A 15,131-nucleotide genomic window follows, 5' to 3' on the forward strand; every position below is an offset into this window, starting at 1 on the left:
CACGTCGATGAACATCAAGCGGATTCCTTGCGGAAGGTTCTTGCCCCGACAGCCAGTCCGATGACCGTCAGCAGCACCACCCAGAACAGGCCCCAGAGGGACGACGAGCTGCCGATGTCGCCGCGGAACAGGGCGCGGACGCCGTTCACCACGTGCTTCAGCGGGCTGATGTCGGACAGGCGCTGCAGCCAGGTCGGGCCGATCTGCATCGGCAGCAGGATGCCGGACAGCAGCAGGAGCGGCATGGCGATGCCGTTCAGCATCGGCGCCAGGGCGTCCTCGCTCTTGGTGATGAGCGCGACGGAGTACGACAGCGAGGCGAACGTGGCGCCGAGCAGCGCGACGATCACCAGCGACAGCAGGACGCCGCCCCACGGGGCACGCAGGCCGAGCGGGAGTGCGGCGAGCAGCAGCAGGACCGACTGCACCACGAGAACGACCACGTCACGCAGCACCCGCCCCGCCATCAGCGCGATACGGGACGCCGGGGTGACCCGGTCGGCCTCGATGACGCCGGCCCGGTACTCCGCGATCAGGCCGAAGCCGACGAACATCGCGCCGAACATCCCGAGCTGCACGATCAGCCCGGGGATGAAGACCTGGTACGCGTTCGTGGTGGCGCCCTGGCTGATCTGGGCGGTGATCGGCTTCAGCAGCGGGCCGAACAGGAACAGGTACATCAACGGCTGGCTGAGCATCAGGATCGACCACATCGGGTTCCGCAGCGACAGCCGCATCGCACGGTGGAAAACGATCCAGGTCTCTCGCAGGACGGTCATGCGACAGCCTCTTCCTTCGGCTCGACGGTGGTGGTGTCCTCGTCACGGAGGGACCGGCCGGTCATGGTCAGGAACACGTCGTCGAGCGTCGGCCGATGGACCTCGACACCGTGCAACTCGATGCCTTGGGCATCGATCGAGCGGAGCAGCGCGGGCAGCACCGAACCGCCGCGGGGGATCCGGAACTCGACCACGTCCTCCGACGTCTCGACGTCGCCCGCCCCCTCGAGCTCGCTGACGATCTTCATCACCGCCGGGGCCTGCGTCACGTCCGCGATGCTCAGCCGGACCGCGTCGCCGGACACCTGCTGCTTCAATGCCTCCGGCGTCCCGGAGGCGACGATCCGGCCATGGTCGATGACCAGGATCCGGTCGCAGAGCGCGTCCGCCTCGTCCAGGTAGTGGGTGGTCAGGAAGATCGTCGCACCGCGGTCGCGCAGGCCGCGGATGTGATCCCAGAGGTTGGCCCGCGCCTGCGGGTCGAGGCCGGTGGTCGGCTCGTCCAGGAAGATCAGCTTCGGGTCGTGGATCAGGCCCATCACGATGTCGAGGCGCCGGCGCTGGCCGCCCGACAGCGTCTTGCACTGGCGGCGCCACAGCCCGGGCAGGTCGAGCTCCTCGAACAGCCGCTGCCCGTCCGCGGCCGCCTTCGCCTTCGGTACGCCGTACAGCCGGGCGTGGTCGACCACCTCGTCGCCGGCGATCGCCTCGGGCAGTGTGGACCCGCTCTGCGGCACGTACCCGATACCGCGCCGGACGCCGACCGGGTCCTTCGCGAGGTCGCACCCGGCCACCGTCGCGCTCCCCGCCGTCGGCGTGATCAGGGTCGCCAGCATCCGCATCGTCGTGGTCTTGCCGGCGCCGTTCGGCCCCAGGAACCCGACGATCTCCCCGTCGGCCACGTCCAGGTCGACCCCCTGGACGGCCTGCACCGGTCCCCGTTTCGTCTTGAACGTCCGCACCAGCCCGCGCGCTTCGATCATCATGCGAGCCAGTGTGACTAATCAACATTGACTAGTCAAACTTGAATATCGGGCCGGCGACGAGCCCGAAGGAGCCGGGATCAGTCGCCGGACGGGGCGTCGGGGATCTCGCCCCAGTGCGTCACCATGCCCGGGTACGGCTCCCAGTCCGCGGGCTCGCCGGCGAACGCGTAGGCGCCGCCGCGGATCCGGTCGAGGAACTCGCGGGTCCAGCGGAGCTCACCCTCGTCGCGGGCCCTGGTGATGCGGAACATCTCGACCACGTGGTTCGGCGTCCCGGGGTCTTCCTGGATCTGCCGCTCGGCGAACGGCTCCGACTTCAGCCAGGACTCGATCTGGCTGATCCGCGCCTCGAGCGCGGCGATCACCTCGTCCCGCCGCAACGACCACAGGAAGCTGATCGTGGCCTGCATCTTGTCGGGGTGGAACCCGTCGACGGTCCACAACATGCCGCGCAGCAGCGAGAAGTACTCCGTCTCGCCGTCGGCGGTCAGCTTGTACGACGTGCGCCCCGGCCGGTGCGCGCCGTCCTGTTCGAGCTCCTGCAGGTACCCGTGTTTCGCTAGCGTCCGCAGCCCGGTGTAGATCGAGCCGGGGTTGATGTTCGCCCAGGCCTCGACGTTCCACGTCATCAACTCACGCCGCAGCTGGTACCCGTACGCCGGCTGGAAGATCCGCACGACGCCGAGCAGCAACAACCGCGTGGTGGACATGCTCGCAGTGTAAATCCGCAGGACCGATCGAACGCCGCAGGCGTACGCTCCAGGACATGGAAGTCCGGGTGACGAGCGATCCGCGTGCCTTCGAGCAGACCGCATTCCCTTTCCTGCAACGGGATCCGGTGCTGAACAACCTGACCATGACCGTCGTCCACGAGCGGGCGACCGGCCGGATGCGTGACACCGAGCCGTCGTACTTCCTCTCCGTGCACGACCCGGACGTGGTCGGTGTCGCGATGCGGACCCCGGGACGGTACGTGTACCTCGGTGCGCTGTGCGCGGATCTCGCGGTGCCGGTCGCCGACGCGTTCGCCGGCGTCCTCCCGGAGGTCCCCGGCGTAGCGGGGAACCGGCCGGTCGTGGACGCGTTCGGCGAGCGGTGGTGCGAGCATCGCGGCGGCCGGACGACCGTGGTCCGCGGCACCCGGCTGCACAAGCTGATCGAGCTGACCCCGATCGCGGCCGACGCCGGCGGTCCGCGGCTGATGGCCGCGGACGAGGTCGACCTGGTTGCCGCGTGGGGCAAGGACGGCTTCGCCGAGGAGCTGCGCATCGGTCACCGCGAGTGGGCCGAAGGGCACCTCGAACACCGCAGCATGTGGATCTGGGAGGTCGACGGCGAGCCGGTCAGCATGGTCGGCTTCCACCAGCCCGTCTTCGGTGTCAGCCGGGTCGGCCCGGTCTACACGCCGCCCGAGCGGCGCAGGCACGGGTACGCCGGTGCGCTGACCAGCCACGTGACGGCGCTGATCCTTGCCGATGGCAACCAGGCCTGCCTGTTCACCAACCTCGCCAACCCGACGTCGAACAAGATCTACCACCAGGCGGGCTACCGCCCGGTGGCCGACTTCGTCGAGGCGGAGCTCGCTAGCTGATCTCGAGGGACTGGCCGGGCGTCAGGCCGTGGTACGGGCGCTCGTCGGAGTTGAAGAACCGCGGGAACATCCCGAGGCCGATCGGGCTGAGCAGGCCGTCGTGGATCCCGACGAGCTGCTCGGCCTGCACCGCACGGGCGTACTCGACGGCCGGCGGCAGCGCGAACCAGGGACCGGAGATCGGCACCAGGTTGGTGTGCACCGCGCGGTCCGGCCGCGTGAACGAGTCACCCGGGTGGTAGACGGCGTCGTCGACCAGGAAGCCGACGTTCTCGCACGGCACACCCCACTCGGGCAGGATCACCGCGTGGTCCTTGCCGTAGGCACTGACCGAGAACCCGGCCGCCTCGAAGGACTGCCCGCCCTCGACCACGTGCACCCGGTCGCCCAGCGCGGTCAGCTGCGCGGCCACGCCGGCGTTGGTGTAGACGGGAGCGTCGAGCGCGGCGACCCGGTCGACGTCCAGATGGTCCTGGTGCTCGTGCGTCACCAGGATCGCGTCGGCCCGCTCGAACGCGGCGTCCTCGCTGAACGCGCCCGGGTCGATCAGGAGCACCTTGCCGTCCTTGTCCAGCCGGACACAGGCATGTGCGAACTTCGTCAGCTTCACCCTCAGTCTCCCAACGCGTCTCTCATCGGCACCAGCTTGGCGTTCGTCTCGGCCAGCTCGGCGTCCGGGTCGGACCCGGCGACGATGCCGGCGCCGGCGAACAGGCGCATCCGGCGCGGGTCCTCCGGGTCGGCCTGGCCGCAGCGCAGGGCGATGCACCACTCGCCGTCGCCGGCGGCGTCCATCCAGCCGACCGGTCCGCTGAACCGGCCGCGCTGCATGCCCTCGATCTCGCCGATCAGGTCCCGCGCGACCGGCGTCGGCGTACCGCAGACGGCCGCGGACGGGTGCAGGGCGGCGGCGAGGCCGAGGGCGGAGGCGCCGTTGTTCGCGACGCCGGCGACGTCGGTGGCCAGGTGCATCACGTTCGGCAGGTGCAGCACGAACGGGGTCTCCGGCACGTTCATCGACGTGCAGTGCGGCTCGAGCGCCTCGGCCACCGACCGGACCGCGAACTCGTGCTCCTCGAGGTCCTTCGACGACCGGGCCAGCGACGCGGCCAGCGCCAGGTCGTGCGCGTCGTCGCCGGTCCGGCGGATCGTCCCGGCCAGCACGCGGGACGTGATCAGGCCCTTCTCCCGGCGGACCAGCAGCTCGGGGGTCGCGCCGATCAGGCCGTCGACGGAGAACGTCCAGCAGTTCGGGTACGCCGTCGCGAGCCGGTGCAGCGGCCAGCGCTGGTCGATCGGCTGCTCGGCGATCGCGATCAGGTCGCGCGCCAGCACCACCTTGTCGAGCTCGCCGGCGGTGATCCGGCGGACCGCGTCGGCGACGATCGTCGACCAGTCGGTACCGGTCCGGGCCCCGTCCGCGAACGTCACGTCGTACACCGGCGACGGCTCGTGCCGGACCAGCTCGGGCGGCGCGGCCAGCGAACTGGCCGGCGAGATCGTGGTCACCCAGGTGGTGTCGCCGCGACGGCCGACGATCACCTGCGGAACGACCAGCTCGCTCGGATCGGAGTCGGTGAACCCGAAGGACCCGAAGCAGACCAGCCCGGAGCCCGGTACGCCGACCTCGTCGCGGACCACCGCGGCGCCGGTCAGCTCCCGCCACCAGGTCATGGCCTGCTGGAAGCGATTGCTACCGGCAACGTCCAGCCGGGCGGCGACACCCCAGCCGACGTGGCCGTCGCCCCGCCGTACCCACGCGAGTCCGCCCTCGGCCGGCAGATGGTCGAGCAGGTGTGCCGACACCCCGTCCACCGGCTGACTGCGAACCACCAACTGCGGTGCGGGGCCTCGGTTCGCGAGGGCCGCACGGCTACCTGGAGATGCACTCACGAGATGCAAGCGTATGCCTCCTGTCCGTCCGCCCACCCCTCGCGTGATGAACTAGACAGGTGACCCGCGCAGATCTGACCAAGGACCCGCAGGCCGTCGCGGCCATGTTCGACAACGTGGCCGAGGGGTACGACCGGACCAACGCGGTCGCGACGATGGGGCTGGAGAAGCACTACTGGCGACCGGAGACCCGCAAGGAGATCGCGCCGCGGAACGGGATGAAGATCCTCGACCTGGCGGCCGGTACCGGCGCGTCGAGCGTCAACCTGCGCGAGGCCGGCGCCGAGGTGGTGTCCTGCGACTTCTCGGTCGGCATGCTCCGGGTCGGCAAGCGCAAGCACCCGGAGCTGGACCTGGTCGCGGGCGACGCGCTGCGGCTGCCGTTCGCCGACGACACCTTCGACGTGGTGACGATCTCCTGGGCGCTGCGGAACGTGAACGACGTCTCGGCCGCCCTGGGGGAGATGCTGCGGGTCACCCGGCCCGGCGGGCGCCTGGTCGTCCTGGAGCAGTCGCACCCGACCTGGAAGCCGTTCCGGGTGGTCTACCTGGAGTACATGATGCGGGCAGTGCCGGCGGTGGCGAAGGTGGTGTCGACCAACCCCGAGGCCTATGAGTACCTGGCGGAGTCGACCCGCGCCTGGCTGCCGCAGGAGCCGCTGGCGCGCGCGATCGAGGCCGCCGGCTGGACCCGGGTGCAGTGGCGGAACCTGACCGGCGGCCTGGTGGCGATCCACCGCGGGGTGAAGCGCCGATAGAAATCCGGGCCAGTTAATTACGCAACGGAACTTAAGCGAAAATCGCTTGCCTGCAAGGGGGTCGGGGCGAGTTTCGTGTCCGCGTCAGGCAGTCCTAGACTGTCGAGTGAAGAGGGTTCGTGAATGCCTTCACGAGCGCACAACGCCCCCAACATCCAGGCCGGGAAGAGATGAGCCAGAGCGTGCCGAGCGGGCAGCAGGCGGAGACCGCCGATGTGATCGTCGTCGGTGCCGGACCCGCCGGATCGGCGGCGGCGTACCACCTGGCGAACGCCGGACTGGACGTCCTGCTGCTGGAGAAGACCGCGTTCCCGCGGGAGAAGGTCTGCGGCGACGGCCTCACGCCGCGCGGCACCAAGCAGCTCATCAACATGGGCGTCGACATCTCCGAAGAGGCCGGCTGGATCCGCAACTACGGCCTGCGGATCCAGGGCGCCGGGCACCAGCTGCAGCTCGACTGGCCGGATCTGGCCAGCCACCCGAACTACGGCCTGACCCGCAACCGGATGGACTTCGACGACATGCTCGCCCGGCAGGCCGTCAAGGCCGGGGCGCGGCTGCGCGAGCGGACCAACGTCAGCGGGCCGATCCTCGACGACCGCGGCCACATCGTGGGCGTCACCGCCAAGCCGGTCGACGACAACGGCCGCCGGGCCGGCGACGACCTCGAGTTCCGGGCGCCACTGGTGATGGCGGCCGACGGCAACTCGTCCCGGCTGAGCATCGCGATGGGCCTGCACAAGCGCGACGACCGCCCGATGGGTGTCGCCGTCCGGACGTACTTCACCAGCCCGCGGACCAACGACGACTACCTCGAGTCCTGGCTGGAGCTGTGGGCCGACGACCCGAAGCAGCCCGGCGGCAAGGTGCTCCTGCCCGGGTACGGCTGGATCTTCGGGATGGGCGACGGCACGGTGAACGTCGGGCTCGGCATCCTGAACACCTCCGAGGCGTTCGGCAAGGTCGACTACGCCGACCTGCTGAAGGCGTGGCTGAAGAACACGCCGGAGGAGTGGCAGTTCCGCGACGAGTTCCAGACCATCCCGATCCGCGGGGCGGCGCTGCCGATGGGCTTCAACCGGCAGCCGCACTACACCCGCGGCCTGATGCTGCTCGGCGACGCCGGCGGCATGGTCAACCCGTTCAACGGCGAGGGCATCCCGTACGCGATGGAGTCCGGGGCGTTCGCCGCCGAGGTCGCCGCCCAGGCGCTGCACCGGCAGCCGAACCAGCGCGAGCGCGCGCTGTCGGCGTACCCGAAGGCGCTCAAGCAGGAGTACGGCGGCTACTACACGCTGGGCCGGATCTTCGTGAAGCTGATCGGAAATCCGGAGGTGATGCGGCTGTGCACCAAGTACGGTCTGCCGCGCACCACCCTGATGAAGTTCACCCTGAAGTTGCTGGCCAACCTCACCGACCCGCGCGACGGGGACGTGATGGACAAGATCATCAACGGCCTCACGAAGCTCGCTCCCGCGGCCTGAGCGGCGGGGCGAGTGAGCTGAGCCACAGCGCAACTGATAACACAGTCCTGGTACAGGGCTGACCCGATAGACAGAACCAACCGGCTGAAGGAGGGAGCACGCAGCGATGCACCCCTACACACCGATTCTCGCTCTAGGTGTGCTCGCGGCGCTCTTCGTCGCGGGCAGTATCACCGTCAGCGCGCTGGTCGGCCCGAAGCGTTACAACCGGGCCAAGCTGGACTCGTACGAGTGCGGCATCGAGCCGACCCCGCAGCCGGTCGGCGGTGGCCGCTTCCCGGTGAAGTACTACATCACCGCGATGCTGTTCATCGTGTTCGACATCGAGATCATCTTCCTCTACCCGTGGGCGGTCGCTTTCGACCAGATGGCGCTGTTCGGGCTGGTCGAGATGGTCATCTTCATCGTCACCGTCTTCGTCGCGTACGCCTACGTGTGGCGCCGCGGCGGACTGGAGTGGGACTGACATGGGTCTTGAGGAACAGCTTCCGGCCGGCGTCCTGCTGAGCACCGTCGAAGGACTGCTCGGCTACATGCGCAAGGCCTCGTTGTGGCCGGCAACCTTCGGGCTGGCCTGCTGCGCCATCGAGATGATGACGACCGGAGCGCCGCGCTACGACGCCGCCCGGTTCGGCATGGAGGTCTTCCGGGCCTCGCCGCGGCAGGCCGACCTGATGATCGTGGCCGGCCGGGTGAGCCAGAAGATGGCTCCGGTGCTGCGCCAGATCTACGACCAGATGCCCGGCCCGAAGTGGGTGCTGGCGATGGGCGTCTGCGCGTCGTCGGGCGGCATGTTCAACAACTACGCGATCGTCCAGGGCGTGGACCACGTCGTACCGGTCGACATGTACCTGCCCGGCTGCCCGCCGCGGCCGGAGATGCTGCTGGACGCGTTCCTGAAGATCCACGACCAGATCCAGCACATGAAGCTCGGCGCGCACAAGAAGGCGCTGCAGACCGAGCAGGAGGCCGCGGCCCTGACCGCCGCGCCGACGATCGAGATGAAGGGTCTGCTGCGATGAGCGACTCTCAGCCGGAGAACCTTCCGGCGACGTCCGCGGCGAGTGACGCGCAGACTCCGCAGGCCGAGGTGATCGACCGGCGCGAGGGCATGTTCGGTGTCCGCGGGACCGGTGACACCTCCGGCTTCGGCGGCCTGCGCCGCCAGGTCGCGCTGCCGGGCAGCACCCCGCGGCCGTACGGCTCCTGGTTCGACGGTGCGGTGGACCGCCTCGAGGACCTGGCCGTCGACGGCGCGATCGAGAAGGTCGTCGTCGACCGCGGCGAGCTGACGCTGCACGTCAAGCGCGAGCACATCGTCGACGTGTGTCAGCACCTGCGCGACGACGAGGCGCTGCGGTTCGAGTTCTGCTCCGGTGTCAGCGGCGTGCACTACCCGCACGAGACCGGCCGTGAGCTGCACGCGGTCTACCACTTCATGTCGATCACCCACAACCGCCGGATCCGGCTGGAGGTGGCGGCGCCCGACAGCGACCCGCACATCCCGTCGATCGTCTCGGTGTACCCGGCCAACGACTGGCACGAGCGGGAGACCTGGGACTTCTTCGGCATCGTCTTCGACGGGCACCCGGCCCTGACCCGGATCCAGATGCCCGACGACTGGCCGGGTCACCCGCAGCGCAAGGACTACCCGCTCGGCGGTATCGACGTCGAGTACAAGGGCGCTGTCATCCCACCGCCCGACACGCGGAGGTCGTACAACTGATGACCACTACAGACCCGTACGCGACCACCCGGGACACCACCGAGGGCAAGGTCTTCACCGTCACCGGCCAGGACTGGGACTCCGTCGTCTCCGGTCTCGGCGAGGAGCCGGAGGAGCGCGTCGTCGTCAACATGGGCCCGCAGCACCCGTCCACGCACGGCGTGCTCCGGCTGATCCTCGAGCTCGACGGTGAGAACGTCACCGAGGCCCGCTGCGGCATCGGCTACCTGCACACCGGTATCGAGAAGAACATGGAGTTCCGCTCCTGGACGCAGGGCGTCACGTTCTGCACCCGGATGGACTACCTGTCGCCGTTCTACAACGAGGCGGCGTACTGCCTGGCGGTCGAGCGGCTGCTCGGGATCGAGGACCAGATCCCGGAGAAGGCCAGCGTGATGCGGGTGCTCCTGATGGAGCTCAACCGGATCAGCAGCCACCTGGTCTGCATCGCCACCGGCGGTATGGAGATCGGCGCGCTGACCGTGATGACGATCGGCTTCCGCGAGCGCGAGAAGACCCTCGACCTGTTCGAGCTGATCACCGGCCTGCGGATGAACCACGCGTTCATCCGGCCGGGCGGTGTCGCGCAGGACCTCCCGCCGGGTGCGCTGGACAAGATCCGCGAGTACATCACGTGGATGAACAAGCACCTCAAGGAGTACGCCGAGCTCTGCAACGCGAACCCGATCTTCAAGGCCCGGCTGCAGAACGTCGGCTACCTGGATCTGGCCGGCTGCATGGCGCTCGGCATCTCCGGCCCGACGGTGCGCTCCACCGGCTACGCGATGGACCTGCGCAAGAGCCAGCCGTACTGCGGGTACGAGACGTACGACTTCGACGTACCGACCTGGGACTCCTCGGACTCCTACGGCCGGTTCCGGGTGCGGCTGCAGGAGATGCACGAGTCGCTGAAGATCGTCGAGCAGTGCGCCGACCGGCTGGAGAAGATGGACGGCCAGCCGGTGATGGTCGCCGACAAGAAGATCGCCTGGCCGAGCCAGCTGGCCGTCGGCGCCGACGGTATGGGCAACTCGCTCGACCACATCAAGCACATCATGGGCGAGTCGATGGAAGCACTGATCCATCACTTCAAGCTGGTCACCGAGGGCTTCCGGGTGCCGGCCGGCCAGGCCTACGTGCCGATCGAGTCGCCGCGCGGCGAGATGGGCGCGCACGTCGTCTCCGACGGCGGCACGAAGCCGTTCCGGGTGCACTTCCGTGACCCGTCCTTCGCAAACCTGCAGGCGATGCCGATCATGTGCGAGGGCGGCCAGGTCGCCGACGTGATCGTCGCCGTCGCCAGCCTTGACCCGGTGATGGGTGGAGTGGACCGCTAAATGGCCGAGAACCACACAACTTCTACCGACAAGACGGTGCCCTACAGCACCGGCGACTCGAAGATCACCGACGCCACGCTCGCCGAGATGCGCGAGATCGCGGCGCGGTATCCGGTCGCCCGGTCCGCGCTGCTGCCGATGCTGCACCTGGTGCAGTCGGTCGAGGGCCGGGTCACCCCGGAGGGCATCGAGGCCTGCGCCGACGTGCTCGGGCTGACCGGCGCCGAGGTGTCGGCGGTGGCCACCTTCTACACGATGTACAAGCGCCGCCCGGTCGGCGACTACCACGTCGGCGTCTGCACCAACACGCTGTGCGCGGTGATGGGCGGCGACCTGATCTTCGACCGGCTCAAGCAGCACCTCGACGTCGGCAACGACGAGACCACCGAGGACGGCAAGATCACCCTCGAGCACCTCGAGTGCAACGCGGCCTGCGACTACGCGCCGGTGATGATGGTCAACTGGGAGTTCTTCGACGACATGACGCCGGAGTCCGCCACCCAGCTGGTCGACGACCTGCGTGAGGGCACCGAGGTGAAGTCGCCGCGCGGTGCGACGATCTGCACCTGGCGCGAGGCGGAGCGGGTGCTGGCCGGGTTCCCCGACGGCCGCGCCGACGAGGGCCCGACCGGCGGCAAGGCCACACTGGCCGGCCTCCGCCTGGCCCGCGAACGCAACTGGTCGGCGCCGGGCGCCAACGGCGGCGGCTCGGGTCGCGCGGCCGAGAGCACGGTCTCGCCGGAGGCGGCGGCCGGTCCGCGGCCGTCCGACCAGCCGGGCAAGGAATCGCAGGCAGTCGACGGTGACGACTCCCGGAAGGAGGGCTGACGATGCTGACCCCCGTACTGTCCGACAACTGGGACCAGATCAACGCCTGGCAGCTCGCGTCGTACCAGCGAACCGGCGGGTACGACGCGCTGCGCAACGCGTTGCGGATGGAACCGGCCGATGTCGTTGCCGCAGTCAAGGACTCCGGTCTGCGCGGCCGCGGCGGCGCGGGCTTCCCGACCGGGATGAAGTGGTCGTTCATCCCGCAGGACAACCCGAAGCCGAAGTACCTGGTGGTGAACGCCGACGAGTCCGAGCCGGGCACCTGCAAGGACATCCCGCTGATGATGGCCTCGCCGCACACGCTGGTCGAGGGCGTCATCATCGCGTCCTACGCGATCCGCGCGTCGGTGGCGTTCATCTACGTCCGCGGTGAGGTGCTGCACGTGATCCGCCGGCTGCAGCAGGCGGTCCAGGAGGCCAAGGACGCCGGCTACATCGGGCAGAACATCCTCGGCAGCGGCTACGACCTCGACGTGGTCGTGCACGCCGGCGCCGGCGCCTACATCTGCGGCGAGGAGACGGCCCTGCTGGACTCGCTCGAAGGACGTCGCGGTCAACCTCGTCTGCGTCCTCCGTTCCCCGCGGTCGCGGGCTTGTACGGCTGCCCCACTGTCATCAACAACGTCGAGTCGATCGCATCCGTTCCCGTCATCCTGAAGAACGGCGCGGACTGGTTCTCCTCGATGGGCACCGAGAAGTCCAAGGGCATGACGCTGTACTCGCTGTCCGGGCACGTCACCCGCCCGGGGCAGTACGAGGCTCCGCTGGGCATCACGCTGCGCGAACTGCTCGACCTGGCCGGCGGGGTCCGCGAGGGCCACCAGCTGAAGTTCTGGACGCCGGGCGGGTCGTCGACGCCGCTGCTGACGTCGGAGCACCTCGACGTCCCGCTGGACTACGAGGGCGTCGGCTCGGTCGGCTCCATGCTCGGCACCAAGGCGCTGCAGATCTTCGACGACTCGGTGTGCGTGGTGCGCGCCGTCCTGCGCTGGACCGAGTTCTACAAGCACGAGTCCTGCGGCAAGTGCACGCCGTGCCGCGAGGGCACCTGGTGGCTGGTGCAGATCCTCGAGCGGCTGGAGAAGGGCCAGGGGTCGGAGGAGGACCTGGACGTCCTGCTCGACCTGTCCGAGAACATCCTCGGCCGGTCGTTCTGCGCCCTCGGTGACGGTGCCACGGCGCCGATCACCAGCTCGATCGCGCACTTCAAGGACGAGTACCTGGCGCACTTCGAGCACGGCGGCTGTCCGTTCGACCCGATGGCAAGCACTGTCTTCGCGACTGCTGGAGCTAGCGCATGACGATCCAAGCGAACCCGCCGGCCGGGTCCGAGGTGGAGCGCACCGACCTGGTGACCGTGACCATCGACGACATCGAGGTCAAGGTTCCCAAGAACAGCCTGGCGATCCGGGCCGCCGAGCAGATCGGGATCCAGATCCCGCGGTTCTGCGACCACCCGCTGCTCGACCCGGTCGGCGCCTGCCGGCAGTGCCTGGTCGAGGTGGTGGACGCGGGCAACGGCCGCGGGATGCCGAAGCCGCAGGCCTCCTGCACGCTGACGGTCGCCGACGGCATGGTGATCCGCACCCAGGTGAGCTCGCCGGTGGCCGACAAGGCCCAGCACGGGAACATGGAGTTCCTGCTGATCAACCACCCGCTCGACTGCCCGGTCTGCGACAAGGGCGGCGAGTGCCCGCTGCAGAACCAGGCGATGAGCAACGGTGCGGGCGAGTCCCGGTTCCACGAGTCGCACGGGATCAAGCGGACCTACCCGAAGCCGATCAACATCTCGGCCGAGGTGCTGCTGGACCGCGAGCGCTGCATCCTCTGCGCGCGCTGCACGCGGTTCTCCGAGCAGATCGCCGGTGACCCGTTCATCGCGCTGATCGAGCGCGGCGCGCTGCAGCAGGTCGGCATCTACGAGAAGGAGCCCTTCGAGAGCTACTTCTCCGGCAACACGATCCAGATCTGCCCGGTCGGTGCGCTGACGAGTGCGGCGTACCGCTTCCGCTCGCGGCCGTTCGACCTGGTGTCGGTGCCGTCGGTGGCCGAGCACGACTCGTCGGGTGCGGCGATCCGGATCGACTACCGGCGCGGCAAGGTGATGCGCCGGCTGGCCGGTGACGACCCGCAGGTCAACGAGGAGTGGATCTCCGACAAGGACCGGTTCGCGTTCCAGTACGCGACCACCGGCGACCGGTTGACCCACCCGATGATCCGTGAGGACGGCCAGCTGCGGCCGGCGTCCTGGCCGGAGGCCCTGACGTTCGCGGCGGAGAAGCTGAACGCTGCCCGGGGCAACGCCGCGGTGCTGACCGGTGGCCGGCTGCCGCTCGAGGACGCCTACGCGTACTCGAAGTTCGCACGGGTCGCGCTGGACAGCAACGACATCGACTTCCGGGCCCGCCCGCACTCCGCGGAGGAGGCGGACTTCCTCGCCGCCGCGGTGGCCGGTACCGGTCTCGGGACGACGTTCGCGGATCTCGAGAAGGCCGGCTCGGTGCTGTTCGCCGGGTTCGAGCCCGAGGAGGAGGCACCGTCGGTGTTCCTCCGGGTCCGCAAGGGCGTGAAGTCGCACGGCACCAAGGTGTTCACGATCGCGGCGTACGCGTCGCGGGGTGTGGAGAAGCTCGACGGTGTCGTCGTCCACGCGTCGCCGGGCACCGAGGCCGCCGTACTGGCGGATCTCGGCAACGCCGGTGAGGCCGGGGCCGCGGCTCGGGCCGCCCTCGGCGCGGACTCGATCATCGTCGTCGGCGAGCGGCTGGCCGCGGTGCCGGGCGGCTACTCGACCGCGCTCCGGCTGGCGCTCGACACGGGCGCGCAGCTGGCCTGGATCCCGCGCCGCGCGGGTGACCGGGCCGCGCTCGAGGCCGGCTGCCTGCCGGGCCTGCTGCCGGGTGGCCGCCTGGTCGGCGACCCGCACGCGCGGGTCGACCTGCAGGCCGCCTGGGGTGTGGAGAACCTGCCGGCCACGCCGGGCAAGGACCTCACCGAGATCGTCGCGGGCGCCGGTTCGCTGGGCGCGCTGGTGGTCGCGGGTGTCGAGATCGACGACCTGCCCGACCCGGCCGCGGCTCTGGCCGCGCTGGCGGCGGCGCCGTTCGTGGTCAGCTTCGAGGTCCGCAACTCCCAGGTGACCGAGTACGCCGACGTGGTCTTCCCCGTCGTACCGCCGGTGGAGAAGGCCGGCACCTTCGTGAACTGGGAGGGCCGCGAGCGGCCGTTCCCGGTCGCGCTCAAGGTGCCGACCGCGATGCCGGACGTCCGCGCGCTGGCCGCGCTGGCGCAGGAGATGGGCCACTCGCTCGGCTTCACCACCACCGACGGCGCGAAGCGGGAGTACGACGAGCTCGGCCGCTGGGACGGCGACCGGGCCCAGGAGCCGACGTACCAGGCCGGTCCGGCCCTCGGCGCGTTCGACTCCACCCGGCTCGCGACCTGGCGGATGCTGATCGACGACAGCCGGGCCTGCGACGGTGAGCCGCATCTGACCGCGACCGCGCGCAAGCCGGTGGCCCGGATCTCGCTCACCACCGCGCACCGGATCGGTGTCGCCGACGGCGACGAACTGGCGGTGAGCACCGACGCCGGGTCGATCCGGCTGCCGGTCGTCATCACCCCGATGACCGACAACGTGGTCTGGCTGCCGACCAACTCGGCCGACTCCCACGTCCGCCGGTCGCTGCACGCAGACCATGGCTCGATCGTGACGATCGCCGGAGGGAACTCATGAACGAGCGTAG

General features: G+C 69.5%; 15 protein-coding genes. 10 read left to right on the plus strand and 5 right to left on the minus strand.

Going from position 1 to position 15,131, the window contains the following annotated elements; all coding sequences use genetic code 11:
- Positions 1 to 14 precede the first annotated feature (14 nt).
- The 3 genes from ABZW60_RS29235 to ABZW60_RS29245 form a co-directional block, all read right to left on the minus strand.
- A complete protein-coding gene (locus ABZW60_RS29235; RefSeq protein ID WP_355482189.1) occupies positions 15 to 779 on the minus strand; it encodes an ABC transporter permease in 765 nt (254 codons plus the stop codon).
- The gene (locus ABZW60_RS29240) at positions 776 to 1,765 is read right to left on the minus strand and encodes an ATP-binding cassette domain-containing protein (RefSeq protein WP_355482191.1); all 990 of its coding nucleotides are present in this window, start codon (positions 1,763 to 1,765) and stop codon (positions 776 to 778) included. The genes ABZW60_RS29235 and ABZW60_RS29240 overlap by 4 nt, the downstream gene beginning before the upstream one ends.
- Positions 1,766 to 1,842: 77 nt before the next feature.
- Complete coding sequence (locus ABZW60_RS29245) at positions 1,843 to 2,475, minus strand: PadR family transcriptional regulator (protein WP_355482192.1); 633 nt, start codon at positions 2,473 to 2,475, stop codon at positions 1,843 to 1,845.
- A gap of 56 nt (positions 2,476 to 2,531) precedes the next feature.
- Between ABZW60_RS29245 and ABZW60_RS29250 the strand changes: the two genes are divergently transcribed.
- A complete protein-coding gene (locus ABZW60_RS29250) occupies positions 2,532 to 3,356 on the plus strand; it encodes a GNAT family N-acetyltransferase (RefSeq protein ID WP_355482193.1) in 825 nt (274 codons plus the stop codon).
- Here the strand turns inward: ABZW60_RS29250 and ABZW60_RS29255 are convergent.
- Positions 3,349 to 3,966 (minus strand): MBL fold metallo-hydrolase, encoded by a 618-nt coding sequence (locus ABZW60_RS29255; protein ID WP_355482195.1) that lies wholly within the window; start codon positions 3,964 to 3,966, stop codon positions 3,349 to 3,351. The genes ABZW60_RS29250 and ABZW60_RS29255 overlap by 8 nt on opposite strands.
- 2 nt (positions 3,967 to 3,968) lie before the next feature.
- Positions 3,969 to 5,171 (minus strand): isochorismate synthase, encoded by a 1,203-nt coding sequence (locus tag ABZW60_RS29260; RefSeq protein WP_355482196.1) that lies wholly within the window; start codon positions 5,169 to 5,171, stop codon positions 3,969 to 3,971.
- A gap of 137 nt (positions 5,172 to 5,308) precedes the next feature.
- On the opposite strand from ABZW60_RS29260, the gene ABZW60_RS29265 reads away from it, so the two are divergent.
- From ABZW60_RS29265 to ABZW60_RS29305, 9 genes are all read left to right on the plus strand, one after another.
- On the plus strand, positions 5,309 to 6,007 hold the full coding sequence (locus ABZW60_RS29265) for a demethylmenaquinone methyltransferase (protein ID WP_355482198.1): 699 nt from the start codon (positions 5,309 to 5,311) through the stop codon (positions 6,005 to 6,007).
- A 170-nt stretch (positions 6,008 to 6,177) separates the two neighbouring features.
- The gene (locus ABZW60_RS29270) at positions 6,178 to 7,491 is read left to right on the plus strand and encodes a geranylgeranyl reductase family protein (protein WP_355482200.1); all 1,314 of its coding nucleotides are present in this window, start codon (positions 6,178 to 6,180) and stop codon (positions 7,489 to 7,491) included.
- 106 nt (positions 7,492 to 7,597) lie between these two features.
- Positions 7,598 to 7,957 carry an NADH-quinone oxidoreductase subunit A gene (locus tag ABZW60_RS29275; protein ID WP_355482202.1) on the plus strand — a complete coding sequence of 120 codons (360 nt, stop codon included), beginning with the start codon at positions 7,598 to 7,600 and terminating at the stop codon, positions 7,955 to 7,957.
- A gap of 1 nt (position 7,958) precedes the next feature.
- Entirely contained in the window at positions 7,959 to 8,513 is a 555-nt protein-coding gene (locus ABZW60_RS29280; RefSeq protein WP_131286677.1) for an NADH-quinone oxidoreductase subunit B, read from the plus strand.
- Positions 8,510 to 9,217, plus strand: coding sequence for an NADH-quinone oxidoreductase subunit C (locus ABZW60_RS29285; RefSeq protein ID WP_355482205.1), 708 nt, complete (start codon positions 8,510 to 8,512; stop codon positions 9,215 to 9,217). The genes ABZW60_RS29280 and ABZW60_RS29285 overlap by 4 nt, the downstream gene beginning before the upstream one ends.
- Complete coding sequence (locus tag ABZW60_RS29290; protein WP_355482207.1) at positions 9,217 to 10,554, plus strand: NADH-quinone oxidoreductase subunit D; 1,338 nt, start codon at positions 9,217 to 9,219, stop codon at positions 10,552 to 10,554. Before ABZW60_RS29285 ends, ABZW60_RS29290 begins: the two co-directional genes overlap by 1 nt.
- Complete coding sequence (nuoE, locus tag ABZW60_RS29295; RefSeq protein ID WP_355482209.1) at positions 10,555 to 11,382, plus strand: NADH-quinone oxidoreductase subunit NuoE; 828 nt, start codon at positions 10,555 to 10,557, stop codon at positions 11,380 to 11,382.
- Positions 11,383 to 11,384: 2 nt separating this feature from the next.
- Entirely contained in the window at positions 11,385 to 12,686 is a 1,302-nt protein-coding gene (gene nuoF / locus ABZW60_RS29300; protein WP_355482211.1) for an NADH-quinone oxidoreductase subunit NuoF, read from the plus strand.
- Positions 12,683 to 15,121, plus strand: a complete 2,439-nt coding sequence (locus tag ABZW60_RS29305; protein WP_355482213.1) for an NADH-quinone oxidoreductase subunit G — start codon at positions 12,683 to 12,685, stop codon at positions 15,119 to 15,121. Before nuoF ends, ABZW60_RS29305 begins: the two co-directional genes overlap by 4 nt.
- Positions 15,122 to 15,131 lie beyond the last annotated feature (10 nt).

Source organism: Kribbella sp. NPDC003557 (genome assembly GCF_040610805.1).
Classification (GTDB): Bacteria; Actinomycetota; Actinomycetes; order Propionibacteriales; family Kribbellaceae; genus Kribbella.

Excerpts from the sequence above, each read along its gene's own strand:
- nuoF (WP_355482211.1), top strand. The coding sequence starts at position 11,385 with ATGCTGACCCCCGTACTGTCCGACAACTGGGACCAGATCAACGCCTGG.
- ABZW60_RS29240 (WP_355482191.1), bottom strand. The coding sequence starts at position 1,765 with ATGATGATCGAAGCGCGCGGGCTGGTGCGGACGTTCAAGACGAAACGG.
- ABZW60_RS29235 (WP_355482189.1), bottom strand. The coding sequence starts at position 779 with ATGACCGTCCTGCGAGAGACCTGGATCGTTTTCCACCGTGCGATGCGG.
- ABZW60_RS29290 (WP_355482207.1), top strand. The coding sequence starts at position 9,217 with ATGACCACTACAGACCCGTACGCGACCACCCGGGACACCACCGAGGGC.
- ABZW60_RS29305 (WP_355482213.1), top strand. The coding sequence starts at position 12,683 with ATGACGATCCAAGCGAACCCGCCGGCCGGGTCCGAGGTGGAGCGCACC.
- ABZW60_RS29275 (WP_355482202.1), top strand. The coding sequence starts at position 7,598 with ATGCACCCCTACACACCGATTCTCGCTCTAGGTGTGCTCGCGGCGCTC.
- nuoE (WP_355482209.1), top strand. The coding sequence starts at position 10,555 with ATGGCCGAGAACCACACAACTTCTACCGACAAGACGGTGCCCTACAGC.
- ABZW60_RS29270 (WP_355482200.1), top strand. The coding sequence starts at position 6,178 with ATGAGCCAGAGCGTGCCGAGCGGGCAGCAGGCGGAGACCGCCGATGTG.
- ABZW60_RS29285 (WP_355482205.1), top strand. The coding sequence starts at position 8,510 with ATGAGCGACTCTCAGCCGGAGAACCTTCCGGCGACGTCCGCGGCGAGT.
- ABZW60_RS29245 (WP_355482192.1), bottom strand. The coding sequence starts at position 2,475 with ATGTCCACCACGCGGTTGTTGCTGCTCGGCGTCGTGCGGATCTTCCAG.
- ABZW60_RS29250 (WP_355482193.1), top strand. The coding sequence starts at position 2,532 with ATGGAAGTCCGGGTGACGAGCGATCCGCGTGCCTTCGAGCAGACCGCA.
- ABZW60_RS29280 (WP_131286677.1), top strand. The coding sequence starts at position 7,959 with ATGGGTCTTGAGGAACAGCTTCCGGCCGGCGTCCTGCTGAGCACCGTC.